Genomic DNA, 15,517 nt, shown 5'->3' on the forward strand with positions numbered 1-15,517 from the left:
GTCCGGCCCACTCCGCGAGTGCCAGGTGGCGGTTTCGATTCCCGCCGCCTCCACTGGAAGTTACCCGCCGCTCTGAGCCGAGTCTAATCCCAACGAGGATGCGCAGTTCGCCTTGGGGGACCAAATCGATTCTTGTCGGACCAAATTCGGACCAAATCTGGAGGCGAGTGCATAAGAGGAATGGGGGCAATGTCGAGGGCAGCGGGGGGAGCAGAGAGGTAGAGGAAGGCCGCTGACGGGAGCCCACGAGCTATGCGCCATGCCGGTGCACTCTGGGTGGAGCCCCCTTGGGGCACACGCCTGCCTGGTCCGCTCTCCCTGGAGGTGGCGACAGGGGGGAGCCTGTTGGCTGTGGCTGCTCGATCTGCATGGTTGCCCCACGGGAGTGGAGAGTTGCACGGCCAGCGGACAGGGCATAGGCCCGTCCAGGGTGGAAGTGCTAGTCTTCCGCACTGGGAGGTCCGACGGTTAAGCCGACACCTCGGTGAGTTCGCACGGGCAAGCAGGTGGGCGTTGGGCTCGAACGTCGATGACGACGGATTGACCTGGAGGCCGAGCATGTCTCAATTCTGGACGCTGACTGGAGACCTCTCCGACTACATCGTCGTGCTCGCGCGAGACAGGGCGCTGCTGGCCCGATACTCGCTCGCCTCCCCGTCGGCCGCCAAGAACAGGCTGGGCATCTGGGCCGGGAACACGAGGGAACGCGAGATCCTTGAGAAGATCTACGCCGCTCTTCCGGGCAACGCCGCGAAGGTTTTCAAGAAGACCCCTGTCCCGGTCTCCACCCTGAAGACCGCTCTCGGCAAAGCCTTCCTATATGGAGACCTCCTCGCATCCGAGGTCAAGTACCCCGTTGTCGTCCTGAAAGAGGTCGTCGTCAGCGCTGCGTACAAGGGCAAGCGCACGGCTCCCCTCAACAAACCCGGCTTCATCGATAGAGACGACGGCAGCAATATTCGCACTGCGCCGGCGGAGCTGGGCGGCCAGTTGGTGCGGGCGAAGCCTTTGCCCCCTGCGACCCCAGTGTTCGTGAGCGGGCCTCATCCCGACGCACCGGAATGGTGGTACGTGACCGCGTATGCAAAGGACGGCATCTTCCGGGGCTACGTCCAGCGCTTCCGCGTCACCGTCGATCTGCCCGAGCCGACCGCCAAGTTGCACCAGCTCGAGGAGGGGGACACCGCCGAGGGGCTCGCGGTCAAGATGTTCTCCAGCTCGGTTCGCAAGGGCCACGATCTGCGCTTCTACGAGAACGTCCTGCTGTACGTGAACCAGCTGAAGAAACGGCCGGGAATCACCGGCACCTACCAGGACCCAGGCTTTTTCGACGTCCTCTTCGGCGACTCCAAAAGCAATATCAAGCTCATCAAGGAAAAACGGATCTGGCTGGTGAGCCCCGCTTTCGCCAAGACACTTGAGGGCGTCGTGCCTTCGGGCTCATTGACCAGCGGGAGGGTCGCCGATCTCAAGGAACTCGCCGCAGCGATCGAGCGGGGTGTCAAGCGGATCGCCCAGGCCGTGGTGGACGTCCTCAAGAGCATCACCGACGCTCCAAAGTACATTGACGAGATTCTTCGCGAGGACGCGGAAGTCATCCGCGAGAACCTCGAGCAAATCCTCGGTGTCATTGCGTTGTTCCTCCTGGCGGAGGGCGTGTCGGCGCTCCTTGCCTCGACTCCGACGCTCATCGGCCAGCTCGTCGCCATCGGCATCCAACTCGTGTTGGCTGCGCTCGGAGCTGCGGCCTTGGCCGAGGGGCTCGTCACGGCGGCCACGCATGGAGCGGAGTGGCTCCGCCTTGCGATTCATGCAAACGGCCGCCCCGAGCACATCGCTCTCGCGAGCAAAGAGTTGCTCAGGATGCTGCAGGCGATCGCGCTGGCAGCGCTGTCGTACATGGGCGTCAAGGGGAATTGGAACAAGGCGCTCAAGCTCGGGAACTCGCTACCGCCGCCCTCCGCGATGGCCGTGGCAATCGCTCCCAATGGCACCAGGGTCGTGGTCGGGATTGCGCGGCCTATCACTGGGGTGACCATCGGTCCGTCCGGAGTGAGCGGCCCGCTCGGCACGGCGAGCGCCGTGAAGATGAAGGGCGAGAAGGGCGGCGGCTCGTCAAAATCACCGGCATCGACAGAGTTTCCGCGAAAATCGCTTCGCGGTGTCGCCGAGAAGTGGCTGAAGCGCAACAAGCCGCGTGGGTGGCGCCAAGTTCCAACTGACAAGAAAGGCGGTTGGAAGTGGATCGATGAAAATGGAGTCGAGCGCCTGCGCTTCATGTGGAAGAACGGACTGAACGCCACTGCGAACAAGTGGGCTCGTCAGGCAAACGGGTATTTCCGCTGGCAGAACGCCGCAGGACAGCACTTGGATATCGATGGCAATGTCATTGATATAACGGATCCACGGTTCCAAGAATTGACGCACATCCCGTACGAGGGGCTCTAGTGATACGGCCGATCAAAGACAGCATGGGTGCGCTGGAGGGGGCTCTCGAGAGTCTCCTGATCAGCTATCAATACGAAGCGTCGAAGAAGACGTTGGTCATCGTTCTCGACTATCCTGATAAGGCCGCAGGAGCAGATAGAGCTTTTCTGCGTCTCCGCTTCATGAGTGTATCGGACTTCCATCGAGTTCCCGGGACTTTCGCTGACCTACAGCGCTTCAAGGAGTCGTACTCCACTCGTGAAACCCCAGCCACGACAGTCGTTCAAAGGGTCGACATTGAAAAGAAAGAGGATTCACTGCGCATCACCTTGTCGTTTGGTAGCTTTGGCGATCTCGCCTTCGTGTTCCGGTCGCTTTGGGCGGAATCGCGCAGCGCACGTGCAACAAAGACGAGTAAAAATACGTGGACGTATCACGACGTCGACGACGGCAAACCCGTAGATTTTTACGATCCATTCGCATGAGATTGCCGACGGTGGTGGTAATGATCTCGTTCCGACACCTCGCGCTCTCCGACTCGTCCAACGAGTAGCCTGCTCGTCGAAGGTGCGTGCGTTATCGGTCCCTGCCACCAAGAAGCAGGGCCGGCCTCGACTCCTCGTCCGAAACGCCTCCTGGCCCGCCCATGGCCCCTCTCCTCGTGCATCGCGAGGTTATTGGAGAGCGGCGGCTTCGATTCCCGCCGCCTCCACTCTTCAGGGGCCTCAGTTTCTCCGGAACCCGCGCTGGCACAACCCGCGGCCGTGTCTGACAATGGCCGCTGCGACTTTCATGGATTCAACAGTCCGCGTGCGTGGAGGGGGGTTGCCCATCGGGTGTGGTGTTCTGGGTCCCCTCCTGACGCATCAGGACTTTTGTTTCGGTGCAAATTTCCAACGTCTTCTCGAATTCCGAGAACGAGGCTTGAGTTGCAATGACAATCGTGCGACCTAAGAGCCACTGGCCGGCGACGGTCAGCGAATGCAGTTCGCGGCAATTCCCCCTGACTCAAGGAGAAGCCCCATGAAGAAGATTGTCTACTCCCTGGCCGTCATGCTGCGCGTTGCTCGGGCCGACAAGCTGTCGGCTCCCTACATCTATTACTGATCGTCACCGGCTGGCGGGGGAGGACTCCTCCCTCGCCCAGCCGGGCGGAGCGGGCCCGGCTGAGCGGCCATGGAAGCATGGGAGTCCGTGCATGCCGACCGCGCTCCTTCCCCCAGGGCCCAAGGGCCATTTCATCACCGGTAACCTGGTGCCGTTCTCCGAGGACCCCCTGGGCTTCCTCACCCGCTGCGCCCGCGAGTACGGCGACGTGGTGCGGCTGGGCAAGAGCAACTACCTGCTCGCCCACCCGGAGCTCATCGAGAAGGTGCTCGTCAACGGCGAGGGCCACTTCGTGAAGATCGTCGGGCACGAGGCGCGCAAGCGCTCGCACGTCGGTTTTCCCGAGGCGATGATGAACAGCGAGGGCGAGGACTGGCTGCGCAAGCGCCGGTTCGTCCAGCCCGCGTTCCATCGCAAGTACGTGACCGCGTGCGGCGAGAAGGTCATTTCCCTCACCGAGCACCTGCTGGATTCCTGGCGGCCCGGTGAGCCCCGGGACATCTACGGCGAGATGTCCGAGCTGTCGCTCGACATCGTCAGCCGTTTCCTCTTCCACACCCCCATTCACGACGAGGCGCGGCACGTGGCCGCCGCGGTGGATGCCATCATGCGTCTCACCGGCAGCCCGTTCCGCTTCCCCATGTGGATGCCCACGCCCACCAACGTGCGCCTGCGCCGTTCCCTGCGGAAGCTCGACACGGTGCTCGCCGGCATCGTCCGCCGCTACCGCGAGCGTCCCGGAGAGCCCCAGGATCTGCTCGGCATCCTCCTGTCCGCCGAGCAGACCCTGTCCGAGGAGCAGCTGCGCGACGAGCTGGCGACGATGATCATGTCCGGCCATGGGACGACCGCGGATGGGCTCGTATGGACGACCTACCTGCTGGCCCAGCACCCCGAGGTCCAGGCGCGGCTGGTGGCCGAGCTGGACGAGGTGCTGGACGGCCGGGTCCCCCAGGCCGAAGACCTGTCACGCCTGCGCTATACGGAGGCGGTGGTGAAGGAGTCCTTGCGGCTCTACTCGCCCGCGTGGATCACCAGCCGCGAGGCCATTCGCGACTGCGAGCTCGGCGGCTTCCACGTGCCAGCGGGCACCACCCTGGGCGTCAGCCAGTGGGTGACGCACCGCGACCCGCGCTACTACGAGGAGCCCGAGGCCTTCAGGCCCGAGCGCTGGTTGGCCGAGTCCATCAAACAGCTCCCCAAGTATGCGTGGTTCCCCTTCGGCGGCGGCCCGCGGCTGTGTATCGGCGCGCCGCTGGCGATGCTGGAACTGGTGCTCATCACCGCGTGCGTGGCGAGGCGCTTCCGATTGGAGCTGGCGCCGGATTGCCAGGTGAAGTCCCGCCCGGCGCTCGCCCTGCAGCCGGTGGGCGTCCGCATCCTCCCGCACCCGCGCGCGATCCGGAGCGGCACGGGGCCCCTTCCTCGAGAGGTGAGCGCATGAGCGGCACGGAGCACGGTGGGCCCGAGGTGGACGAGGTGCGGCGCGCGTTCTTCCAGGCCGCCTACGCGCAGGGGGCCCCCTGGGACATCCGGCGCCCGCAGCGCGCCATCGTCGAGCTGTGGGAGGCGGGAGAAATCCGTGGCGACGTCCTCGACGTGGGCTGCGGCTTCGCGGAGAACGCCCTCTTCCTGGCCGCCCAGGGCCTGCGGGTGAGCGGCATGGACATGATGGAGCCCGCCATCAACCGGGCTCGCGAGCAGGCGCGCGAACGGGGGCTCGAGGTGGACCTGCGTGTGGGCAACGCGCTGCGGCTGACCGAGCTCGGCCGGCGCTTCGACACCATCATCGATTCGGCGCTGCTCCACGTCTTCGAGCCGGCGGATCGGCCCACCTTCGCCGCCAGTCTCGCCAGCGCGCTGAATCCCGGGGGGCGCTACCACGCCCTCTACTTCCGCGAGGGACCCCGCGCCATCTCCCCGGAGGCGCTGCGGGCCGCCTTCGGCTCCGGCTGGCGGGTGCTCTCCCTGCGCGAAACGCACTACGAGGAGACGGACCCCGAGGGGGCCGCGGCCTGGCTCGCCACCCTCGAGTGGGTGGCTTGACGCGGGTACCGGTCCGCCGACGAGCCACCGCTCTCCTCCGAGATGGACTCCGTCCAGTGCAAGGAGCGGAGCGGCGATGGCAACGCCGAGGTGGTGGGTCTTCATGTAACTCGGGGAGGCTGGTTGGACGCCAGCTGAACGAACCTGAACTCCCAGTCCATCCATGGAATACATCCATGGCGAGGATCACCCGTTCACCGAGGCAGCCCCAGGGGCCGGACGAGAAGCAGGTGATGAAGGGGACATCCTGGGGCTCGCCAGCCAGTCGCGTGGAGACGCGCCGGAAGGTTCCCATTGTCAGGAGGTGGCGCATTCATCCCCGGAGATGGAAGAGTGGCTTCCGCATCTCGGGCCCCCCCTGCCATCCCCGGTCTTCTGGAAGGCGGAGGTGGAGCTTGTCACCCATCCGTCCCCAAGGCAGCCCTCGGAGCGAGCCAGCCCCCGCCCCGCCTTCCTGACGGAGCTCGTGCATCCCAGAGACCGGGAGCACACGCTGGCGGTGTTGCGCGAGGTGGCGGCGGACGGGCGGGCACGGCGCTGCCTCCACCGCTCCGCCGCGACGAATGGGGGCTCGCGGTGGTGCCTGACCTCCATCCAGGGGATTCGCGATGAGTCGGGGCGAGTACAGGAGCTGGCGGGAGTGACACAGCCCATGAGGGGCCCCCTGTTCGCGGGGGAGGAGTTCCAGCAGCACGAGTCCGGACTGCGGCAGTTGCTCGCTCAGGTGCCCGCCTTCCTGTACCTCACCGACCGGGAGTTGCGTTTCATCGCCACCGCCGGCTCGGAGCTGGCCGGAGCGGGCCTGGAGCTGGAGGGAAGGCCGCTGCTCGACATCCTCGGAGCGGGCGAGGAGTCCTCTTCGATGCTCGACGCCCACCACCATGCCCTCGGAGGAGAGCCCGCGCGCTACGACACCGAGTGGTCCCACCGCACCTTCGAGGTGCGCGTCGAGCCGGCCTTCGACGAGGAAGGGACCTGCACGGGGACGCTCGGCATCGCGCTCGATGTGACGGAACAGCGGCGGGAGGAGGAAGAGCTGCGGACGAACGCGGAGCGCCTGCGCACGCTCCTGGAAACGACGTCGGACTCCATCTACCTGAAGGATGGCGAGGGCCGCTGGCTCGAGGCGAACGACACGGGGCTCCAGCTCTTCCAGCTGTCGCGAGCGGGATACCAGGGACTGACGGACCTCGAGCTCGCCCGCCGCAGCGAGTTCTTCCGGGAGGCGTTCATCGCCTGCTACGCCAGTGATCAACGGACCTGGGACGCGGGACGGCCCACACGCGTGGAGGAGATCATCTCCCAACCAGGCGAAAGCCCCCGCATCATGGATGTCACCAAGGTGCCCCTGTTCCACCCCAACGGAGAGCGCAAGGGACTCGTCGTCCTCGGGCGTGACATCACCCGCCGCCGCATGGCCGAGCAGGAGCGGGATCGGCTGCTGCATCAGGAGAAGGAGGCCCGCGCCGCGGCGGAGGAGGCGCGGCGCCGCTCCGAGTTCCTCTCCTCGGCGAGCCGCGTGCTGGCCGATTCGCTGGACTACGATGCCACGCTGGCGACGGTGGCCCGGTTGGGACTGCCCGTCCTCGGTGAGTGGTGTGCGGTGGATCTGGTGGGAGAGGACCTGCACGTCGCGCGGGTCGCCACGGCCCACGCCGAGTCCTCGAGGGAACCAAGCGCGAGACCGCTGGAGGAGTGTGTTCCGGACATGGAGAAGCCGGGGGGAATCGCCGAGGTCATCCGCAACCGGCGCCCGTTCGTGCTCTCCGTGCAGCCCGGGGAGGAAGGAATGCGGGCCTTGTGTGACCACGAGCGCTCACACCTGGAGACCGTGCGGGAGTTGGGGCTGCGCTCGTGGCTCTCCGTGCCCCTGGTGGCCCGTGGCCGGACCATGGGGGCGCTCACCTTCGCCTCGGTGCGCCCGGACCGCTACCGCTCCGAGGACGTGATGCTGACCGGGGATCTCGCCTGGCGTGCCGCGCTCGCACTGGACAATGCCCGTCTCTACCGGGAGTCCCAGGAGGCCATTCAGGCCCGCGACGAGTTCCTTTCCATTGCCTCGCACGAGTTGCGCACGCCCATCACCGCGCTGCGCCTTGGCATCCAGCGCCTGTTCCGGCTTGCCCGCGGTGGCGCGGAGCCTCCATGGAAGACCGTGGCGGCCTCCCTGGATGGAGTCGAGCGGCAGGGCAAGCGTCTGACCCTGTTGATCGACAGCCTCCTGGACGTCTCGCGGCTGCAATCCCATCACATCCAGCTCGATCTGGAGGAGGTGGACCTCTCGGGGGTGGTCCGGGAGGTGGTGGCCCAGCTCGGAAGCGTGCTGGCGCGTACGCACACGCCCCTCTCGCTGCGGGCCGGCACCCCCGTGGTGGGTCAATGGGATCGGGTCCGGCTCGAGCAGATCGTGACGAACCTGCTCGACAATGCCATCAAGTATGGCGCGCAGGCGCCCATCGAGGTGACGGTGGCCCGCGAGGATGGGGCGGCCGTGCTCACCGTGCACGATCGGGGCATTGGCATCTCCCCCGAACGCCTGCCCTTCATCTTCGGAAGGTTCGAGCGGGCGGTGTCCTCACGGCATTATGGGGGACTCGGCCTGGGGCTCTACATCGTGCGGCAGATCGTCGAGCTGCATGGCGGCACCATCCTGGTGGAAAGCAGCCCCGGGAAGGGCTCGACCTTCACCGTCCGCCTGCCGCGGGGCTGAGTGGCGGAGTGCGTGACTCGCACCGGCCGCCACCCGTGGCAGACTCCGGGCTGCTTCAACCCCTTCACCCGGAAAGGCAGAACATGGCGTTCCCCACCGCGGTCAATGACCAGATCACCGATTCAGTGACGCAAGCGAACATGAAGGTGCTCGGAGATGCCCCCGCCATCGCCATGGGCAACCTCTTCGTGGCGACCTCGCAAGCGCTCTCCAACGCGGCCCACAACGCCACCACGGCCCAGCAGTCCGCCTACGTGACCATGCAGGCCGCCACCACCCAGGGCGTCACGACCCTCTACAGCATCGATACGGCATCGTCCGGGGTCGCCACTGCTCACATCCTCTCCCAGCCCGCGGGCTCGAAGTAAGGAGGCACACCATGACGAAGAGTGCTCAGGACTTCGCCCGGGAGTTGACCCTGATCGTGGACGCCAGTGCCCACGCCCTCACGACCTTGAACCGCGTGCTCGAGCAGCAGCAGCAGAGCATCCTCGCGCTGGCCGCCCAGGGGGGTGTACCCACCCCCAACACCGCGGGCGCCCCCGTCCCGTCACGGCCCAGGCCGCGTCCACTGCTCCCGCGGCGAGCACCATCCCGGCCGCCCCACCCGACGCCCCTGCTCCCGCGGCGCTCTCGCCCGAGGCCCTGCTCGCTCAGGCCGAGAAGAGCGCTCAGGCCTTGATCGAGATCGCACCCGGGTTCGCCATCGCCCAGGTGCTCCAGGCCTCCGCGCATGCGGTCAGCCTCGCCCTGATGAACACCGCCACCGCCCAGCAACAGCTCGCCATCGTCGCGCAGGCCGTGGTCACCCGAGGCGCGTCCAACCAGCTCATCTCCCGGTGAGCGCCACACGCCGGGCTCGAGCCGCTGCCAGGTAGCGGACGAGGGCCCGCGGATGCCGTGGCTCATCCACGAGTGGAGGCGAGGTGGGCGGAGACCTCATCACGGCCAGCCCGGAAGCGCCGTGTCTCATGCGTGTCGACGAAGCCGAGGCGCCTGTACAAGGCCCTCGCCGGGAGATTGTCGCTGGTGACTGTCAGCCGTGCGGGATGCCCCTCCCCCACCCCGGCCGCGGCCAGTGCCTGCGAGGTGAGGCACATGCCGATCCCCCTTCCCCGCCACGAAGGCTCCACGGCCACACTCTCCAGCCAGACCCCCTCCGGCTCACCTTCCAGGTGGCAGAAGCCGACGAGCCGGCCTCCCGACGAGGCAATCCAGAGCTCCGCTCCACCGGACAGGAGTTGCGACATCTCCTCCCCGGAATAGGGGACGAACGAGAGCGTCCCGGCATAGGCATGGTTGTGGATGCTCGCGACCTCGGAGCCGAACGCCGCCGGCTCGGAAGCCCGCTCGACGGTCACCTCCTTCCCACAGGCCGTTGGCTCCAGGGCGGGCGCCTCGTAAGTCATCTCGAGCTCGCTCTCGACACAGCGAAAGCCGCGGGCGGTGAGGAAGGCCGCCCCCGCCGTCCACTCCTCGGGGCACAAGGCCTGAAGCACGATGCCGGTTCCGGGAGGATCGAGTTCGACGAGGGAGCGGAGCACCTCCGAACCGATTCCCCGCCGCCGGTGTGCCGGCGCGACGATGAGCCGGAAGTGGCGGATGACCGGATGCTCGCGATCGCGCAGGGAGGAGGTCACGACGGCCACCACCTCGCCCTCCAGCTCGGCCACGCGGAAGTCACGCCCGCCGCGGTTGACGGGCTGCGCGAGGAACCGCCGCCATCCTTCCGCGGAGAGGCCTCCCACCGTCGGATCCGCGCGCCGCGCGCCCTCGTAGAAGGCGACGACCGCGTCGGTGTCGTCCTCTCTCAGGGGCCTCACCTCGAGCCTGCCCTTCAGTAGAGCCATTGGAGGAAGCCTTCCCTCACGCGGCCATGCGACGGCGTGACGGTGTGAAACGAGGGGGTGTGCTGGAAATCCAGGAAGACGACCCGGTTGTACGCCGGGACGATTTGATCCACCAGCCGTGCCTCGACGAGCACGAGCCCCTCGACGTCCGCGGCCTCGATCCGGAGCACAGTCTGGCGCTCGAGAAAGGAGAGGCTCCTGCCACGATAGGCCTTCCACCGGTACACCTGGTGCCGCGCGGCCGAGCGCAAGGGCCGCACGTCCCAGAGCTGTAACAGCCCGCCATCCGACGCGCGCCACCCCTTGTTGTAGTAGGCCAGCACCGCCAGGGCCTTGGGCCGTTCCCGGTCTCGATCCGTGTGGAGCCAGAAGCCACGCGACCGCGCGGGGTGGCGCCGGTACTTCACCACCGTGGTGCCAGGCATGCGCAGCTCGGCCCCGAGGACGAAGGCGGCATAGCGATGCCAGAGCGGGTGCGCCAGAAGGTCCAGGCCCACCTCACCAGGCTTCCCATCCACCCGCACTGCGTTCGAGTGGTAATTGAGCCCCACGTCGTCATCCGTGAACTTCAGCCGCGCGTGGCGGCGCATCAGGTGCTGGAGGGGCCCCTCACGGAAGAAGTGATCGGCCACGGCCCAGCGGACGTAGGGACGCGCCAGGGCCACCTCCCGAAGCGGACGGGGATCCAGATACTCCGGGCGGAGCCATCCGCGGAGCACCGGATCCTCCCGGCAGGCGCGCGCGAATCTCGCCGCGGCCGCGTCCTCACGAGACGTCATATCCGGTACTCGCTCCGCGCCCCGGAGGGGTTGACGTCCATGTCGTCCCAATAATCCTCGAGCGCTCGCCAGTACTCGTACACATCGGAGCTCTGATCGGCCCGGCCAGCGCGCAGCACCTCCAGGAGGCGGCTGGCGTTGTCGAGTTGGCGCGTGGCCCTCGCGCGCCGCGCGCGCGCCCGCGAGGCCTGGAGGGCTCGCCGCAGGAGTGTGTCCTCCCGCAGCCAGTCGAAGCTGTAGTGGTTGCCATCGAGAGAGCGGTGCCGCCCGGGCGCTGGCCGCTCTCCCTTGATGACCACGACGCTGTACGGAAACGACACGTGGTAGACCGGCGTCACGGAGCGGGAAGCGAAGAATTCACCGGCGGCACGCGCGGGCCCCTGCGCATGGTGGAAGAAGTCGTCGAGCACGAGCAGTCCGCCCTCCACGAGGCGGTCATGGAGCCCCTCCAGCACCTGCCACGCCGAGTCGTAGAGATCGACGTCCACGTGGATGAAGCAGAAGCGAGCCCGCCTGGGAAGCCGCTGGAGGGAGGTCTCGAAGAATCCCTGGATCGGACGCACGATGCCGTCCGCGCCCGCCTGGCGGATGGCGCCGCGGAAGCGCTGGAGCAGGTCGCCACGCTCTTGCCTGGGCGCGTAGTCCCCCCGCATGAAGTAGGGGTTGTCCCGAGCCGGATCGGGCGCCGGGAGCCCCACGAAGCTGTCGAGCGCCCAGACACGCCGGCCGAGGCCGCGCGCGAAGCGGGCGAGGAAAAGGGACGTTCCGCCCTTGGCCACACCGCACTCGATGAAATCGCCCTCGAGCCGGCGGCAGTGCTCGCGAATGAGGCGCGCATAGAGCCAGTGTCCCCAGGGGTAGGGTGGGCTCAGACACAGGGGCCCGAGCTCCGCGAGCGCACGCCCGGTGGCGCCCCCATGCCGCCGCAGCGGCCCGAGGTCGAACAAATCGAAGGGAAAGAGGTCCGGTCTCATCGTCTTCCTTCGCGGCGTGCGCGGTCCAGGGCGCCAAGCACACGAATCAACGCATGCACGATGGCGATGCCGGTGGGGAAGTTGCGGCCCTCGAGCGTCGGGTTGTACTCCGTCCAGTCCAGCCCGACGATCGCGCACCGGCGCCGCGCGAGAAGGGTGAGGACCTGGTCGAGGTCCGCCCAGGTGAGTCCTCCGGGCATCGGGTGGACGACCGCGGGGGCGAGCGTGGGATCGAATGCGTCCGTATCAATGGTGAGGTACGTCTCGAGCCCGGGCTCGATGGCGTCCGCCGCATCGGCGAGCGGGACGTCGATGACGCCACGCGGGCGGCGAGGGAGCCAACTGCTGTAGCCCCGGACCCCGAGCTGCACGACACGGTGGATGCCCGGCGAGCGGGCGAGGAACGACACGAAGTTGGAGTGGGTCGGAAGCCGTCCACGCGCGACGGGAGCGTAGTCGTGATGCGCGTCGAGCTGGACGACCTGGATTCGTCCGTGCGCCTTCGCCACACCGCGCGCCAACGGCAGGGTCACTGAATGATCTCCCCCGAATCCGAGCGGGATGCGCCCCTCCGACGCGAGCGTGGAGGTGAAGTCCTCCAGCGTGCGGAAGTAGGTGCCGCGTGGAATCGAGGCGCGGTACTCGAAGTCACCGGCGTCCGAGAGGGAGAGTCCCTGGATGATGCGGCGACGGGAGGCATAGTCCCAGATGCCGGCGGAGATCGACTCGCCCCGCGTGAGCGCACGCAGCGTCGAGGGGGCCTGCGCGCAGCCCGCCGACTGAACGGAGCCTTGCTCGAAGGGCACCCCGATGACGACCACGTCCCCCCCGGTTCCCACCGCGGCGCCGAGGAACCCCTCTCCTCCCTCGTCAGCCCTGTCACGGCGCCGCGTCCGCGTCATGGCTCCAGCTCGTCGAGGTCGGCCAGTCCTAGCTCGCGGAGGGCCTCGAGCGCCGCCCTGCCTCCGGTGTGGAGCACCTGGCGATCAGGCGTATAGACGGAGATGTGGCGCACGCGCCCGGGCTCCCGCCTCCAGTAGAGCCCTCGCGCGAAACGCCGGTAGTCACGGGGGCGAGCACCACGGCGCAGCTCGTCGAGGTAGGCGGCGAAGTCCAGGTACAGCGCCTCCCGGAGCGCCGCATCCGCCTGACGCTCCCGCAGGCGGAAGTGGCGCCGCGCCCAGAAGAAGAAGCGCGTACAGCCCTCGTACCCGCGCCCCACCCCCGAGGGATGCGGCAGGGACCAACGGGAGTCGAAGAACTCCTCGGACGAGAGGAACTCCGAGAACCAGTCGGCGCTCAGCCACCGCGCCTCCGCCTCCGGCGCTCCGGAGAGGAGGGAGTAGAAGGTCTCCGCGTAGATGCCCTGGAGCTCGTCACCCGCCCGGAGCCGCCGGCCGTGCATCTCCGCCCGGTGGCCTTCACCTCGCGTGTCCGGCAGCAGGGCGCGCCAGCCGGGGCCGAGGCCATGGGCCACGAGCACACGCTCCGGCTCCTGGCTGAACGCGGCCACCGTCTGGCGGCAATACAACAACCGCATGTAGAGGCCCTGGGCCCGTGCCAGCTCGAGGCGCGCCGGAGACGCACTGGCCCTCCTCATCCGAGAACCCGGCGCAGCCGCTCGAGCGTTCGCATGAAATCGGCCTCGGGAGCGTCCTCCGCGTGCTCGAACGTCACGGCGGCCAACCGGGGAAGCCGCCTGGCCAGGTGGGCCGTCAGCTCGAGGAGTTCCTCCTCGGGTACGTCGCCATGGCTGTCATGCCAGAAGCGGCCCGAGCGGCCAGAGCGGATGCCGGCGAGGTGCAGTTCCACGATGCGCTCCGGCTCGAGCACGTCCAGCCCGAAATCCGCCGGACGACGGAGGTTGCGGTTGGACGCCGTCCAATGCGCGAGATCGAAGATGACATGGGTGTCCGCGGCCCGTGCCACGGACGCCAGGAAGTGCACCTCACTGTCGAACGTGCCCGTGCTGTCATAGACGGGCGCGAGCTCGAGGGCGATCGGCCTCCCGTAGAACGCGGTGAGTGCGCGCGCGTTCTCGATGGCGGCATCCCTGACAGCGTCACAGAACAGGGGATTCACGATGTAGCCGAGCCGCCCCTCGGGTCCCGGACCCGCCCAGCACAGGTGCTCGCCAATCCACGGGCTCCCGTGCTCGATGGCGGCCGCGCGCACCTGGCGCGCGAGCGCGCGATTGAAGCCATGCACACTCGCGATGGGGTTGATGGGGCAATGGACCAGGATCGGCGCCGTAGGAGACACGTCCGGCGAGCCACCGGGCATCAGCGGATAGTTGACCTCGACGTAGTCGATCAACCCGGCCTCGTACGCCGTTCGCAGCCGCTCGTTCTGGGTGGGCTCGTCCCAACGTGCACCCAACCATGGGGACCGCGCCGGGCGGTTCCCTCTGGAGCCGCGCCCGGGAGAGGGGCGGCGGGAGGAGCGACGTATGGCTCGCCGACGTTCAGGCATCGCTCCGGCCCTCGAGGCTGCTCAGCGGCCCACATCCTCGCGCGGGCGCATGGTGACACGGCCGCCCACGTCCTCGCGCGGGCGCAGGGTGGTGGTCACGCGGCCGCCCACGTCCTCACGCGGGCGCATGGCACCGACAACACGAGTGCCGGCCGCACGCACCTTGGCGCCAACCTTCGAGAGCGTCTTCGCGACTACCTTGGCCGTGCTCTTCTTCGCCGCGGGCTTCTTCGCCGCGGGCTTCTTCGCCGCGGGCTTCTTCGCCGCGGGCTTCTTCGCCGCGGGCTTCTTCGCCGTCGCCGTCTTCTTGGTGGAGCTGGTGCGCTTCCGAGTCGCCATGCAGGTTCCGCCTCGTTGTGGTGCCCAATCCAGGGCGAGTCCCGTCATTCTAGATGGCAACCCTTCATCCGCGTACGGATTAATTCACTGAGCGCATGAGCTGCTGACGACAGCATCCGCCAGGAGAACGTCCGGCATCACTCGGCTCCGCTCCGCTGAGCCCACGGATGACGATGTGAGGAGATGCTCCGCGATCCACGGTGCAATCTCCCCGGCGCGGTCACGAGCGAACCCATGGTCGCCGCCCGCGAGCACCCGCAGCCGGGCCCTGGGCAACAGCCGCTCGAGCTGCCGGCCAACCCCCACGGGGCTGATCGGATCGGCATCACCCCAGAGGAGCAACGTCGGAATGGTGAGACGATGAAGCTCCGACGAGAGATCCGTCCGCTCCGTGAGGATCCACTCCGCGGCGTTGGGGTACTCCGCGCGATAGGACATGCGCCAATCCGCCGCGCCAGCGCTCGCCACATCGATGCCACCAGAGGTCGCCGTCAGGACCAGATGGCTGATGCGATCCGGATGGGCGAGCGCCAGCCGCACGGCGACGACCCCGCCCATCGATTGCGCCACGACCACACTCGGTTCTTCCAGCGCGCGAACGGCATGGGCGACCGCATCGTCGAGGCTTCGCACCGAGGGCTCATGCGGCTCGTGACCCAGACCCGGCCAGCTCAGGTAGGTCTTGCGCCAGCTCGCCGGTAGCAACGCTCCGAGCGGATGCCAGAAGGACGCGGCGCCACCGGCACCAGGTAGGAACAGGAGGTGGTGTGCCATGCCGCGTTTCAGGGGTTGGAGAACAGGGACGGATACCCT

At 67.6% G+C, this 15,517-nt stretch carries 17 protein-coding genes; 9 read left to right on the forward strand and 8 right to left on the reverse strand.

Annotation, left to right across the window (positions count from 1 at the left end; all coding sequences use genetic code 11):
- Nucleotides 1–558: 558 nt before the first annotated feature.
- The 9 genes from Q664_RS05065 to Q664_RS57330 all read left to right on the forward strand — a co-directional run bounded on the left by Q664_RS05065 (nt 559) and on the right by Q664_RS57330 (nt 9,133).
- Entirely contained in the window at nt 559–2,448 is a 1,890-nt protein-coding gene (locus Q664_RS05065; protein WP_235216565.1) for a hypothetical protein, read from the forward strand.
- Between the two features lie 23 nt (nt 2,449–2,471).
- A complete protein-coding gene (locus Q664_RS05070) occupies nt 2,472–2,912 on the forward strand; it encodes a hypothetical protein (RefSeq protein ID WP_152621922.1) in 441 nt (146 codons plus the stop codon).
- A gap of 538 nt (nt 2,913–3,450) precedes the next feature.
- Nucleotides 3,451–3,534 (forward strand): cittilin family RiPP precursor, encoded by an 84-nt coding sequence (locus tag Q664_RS62875; protein WP_369406324.1) that lies wholly within the window; start codon nt 3,451–3,453, stop codon nt 3,532–3,534.
- Between the two features lie 91 nt (nt 3,535–3,625).
- The gene (locus Q664_RS05075; RefSeq protein ID WP_052517686.1) at nt 3,626–4,978 is read left to right on the forward strand and encodes a cytochrome P450; all 1,353 of its coding nucleotides are present in this window, start codon (nt 3,626–3,628) and stop codon (nt 4,976–4,978) included.
- Nucleotides 4,975–5,580, forward strand: coding sequence for a class I SAM-dependent methyltransferase (locus tag Q664_RS05080; RefSeq protein ID WP_052517687.1), 606 nt, complete (start codon nt 4,975–4,977; stop codon nt 5,578–5,580). The genes Q664_RS05075 and Q664_RS05080 overlap by 4 nt, the downstream gene beginning before the upstream one ends.
- Before the next feature lie 325 nt (nt 5,581–5,905).
- Nucleotides 5,906–8,290: a sensor histidine kinase gene (locus Q664_RS05085; RefSeq protein ID WP_052517688.1), complete on the forward strand. Its 2,385-nt coding sequence runs from the start codon at nt 5,906–5,908 to the stop codon at nt 8,288–8,290.
- Nucleotides 8,291–8,373: 83 nt separating this feature from the next.
- Entirely contained in the window at nt 8,374–8,658 is a 285-nt protein-coding gene (locus Q664_RS05090) for a RebB family R body protein (protein WP_043390414.1), read from the forward strand.
- 11 nt (nt 8,659–8,669) lie between these two features.
- Complete coding sequence (locus Q664_RS58845; RefSeq protein WP_160174338.1) at nt 8,670–8,972, forward strand: hypothetical protein; 303 nt, start codon at nt 8,670–8,672, stop codon at nt 8,970–8,972.
- A complete protein-coding gene (locus Q664_RS57330; protein ID WP_160174339.1) occupies nt 8,969–9,133 on the forward strand; it encodes a RebB family R body protein in 165 nt (54 codons plus the stop codon). Before Q664_RS58845 ends, Q664_RS57330 begins: the two co-directional genes overlap by 4 nt.
- A 62-nt stretch (nt 9,134–9,195) precedes the next feature.
- On the opposite strand, the gene Q664_RS05095 is transcribed toward Q664_RS57330, so the two are convergent.
- From Q664_RS05095 to Q664_RS05130, 8 genes are all read right to left on the reverse strand, one after another.
- Nucleotides 9,196–10,140, reverse strand: coding sequence for a GNAT family N-acetyltransferase (locus tag Q664_RS05095; protein ID WP_043390416.1), 945 nt, complete (start codon nt 10,138–10,140; stop codon nt 9,196–9,198).
- Nucleotides 10,128–10,919, reverse strand: a complete 792-nt coding sequence (locus Q664_RS05100; protein ID WP_043390419.1) for a catalase family protein — start codon at nt 10,917–10,919, stop codon at nt 10,128–10,130. Before Q664_RS05100 ends, Q664_RS05095 begins: the two co-directional genes overlap by 13 nt.
- Nucleotides 10,916–11,893, reverse strand: a complete 978-nt coding sequence (locus Q664_RS05105) for a TylF/MycF/NovP-related O-methyltransferase (protein ID WP_043390421.1) — start codon at nt 11,891–11,893, stop codon at nt 10,916–10,918. The genes Q664_RS05100 and Q664_RS05105 overlap by 4 nt, the downstream gene beginning before the upstream one ends.
- Nucleotides 11,890–12,795 (reverse strand): arginase family protein, encoded by a 906-nt coding sequence (locus Q664_RS05110; RefSeq protein ID WP_043390423.1) that lies wholly within the window; start codon nt 12,793–12,795, stop codon nt 11,890–11,892. Before Q664_RS05110 ends, Q664_RS05105 begins: the two co-directional genes overlap by 4 nt.
- Nucleotides 12,792–13,493 (reverse strand): hypothetical protein, encoded by a 702-nt coding sequence (locus Q664_RS05115; protein ID WP_043390426.1) that lies wholly within the window; start codon nt 13,491–13,493, stop codon nt 12,792–12,794. The genes Q664_RS05110 and Q664_RS05115 overlap by 4 nt, the downstream gene beginning before the upstream one ends.
- Nucleotides 13,490–14,272 (reverse strand): multinuclear nonheme iron-dependent oxidase, encoded by a 783-nt coding sequence (locus Q664_RS05120; RefSeq protein WP_043390427.1) that lies wholly within the window; start codon nt 14,270–14,272, stop codon nt 13,490–13,492. Before Q664_RS05120 ends, Q664_RS05115 begins: the two co-directional genes overlap by 4 nt.
- Before the next feature lie 114 nt (nt 14,273–14,386).
- Nucleotides 14,387–14,704, reverse strand: coding sequence for a hypothetical protein (locus Q664_RS59915; RefSeq protein ID WP_043390429.1), 318 nt, complete (start codon nt 14,702–14,704; stop codon nt 14,387–14,389).
- A gap of 84 nt (nt 14,705–14,788) precedes the next feature.
- Nucleotides 14,789–15,478, reverse strand: a complete 690-nt coding sequence (locus tag Q664_RS05130; RefSeq protein WP_084609533.1) for an alpha/beta fold hydrolase — start codon at nt 15,476–15,478, stop codon at nt 14,789–14,791.
- Nucleotides 15,479–15,517 lie beyond the last annotated feature (39 nt).

The sequence above is a fragment of the Archangium violaceum Cb vi76 genome (assembly GCF_000733295.1).
GTDB classification, from domain to species: Bacteria; Myxococcota; Myxococcia; order Myxococcales; family Myxococcaceae; genus Archangium; species Archangium violaceum.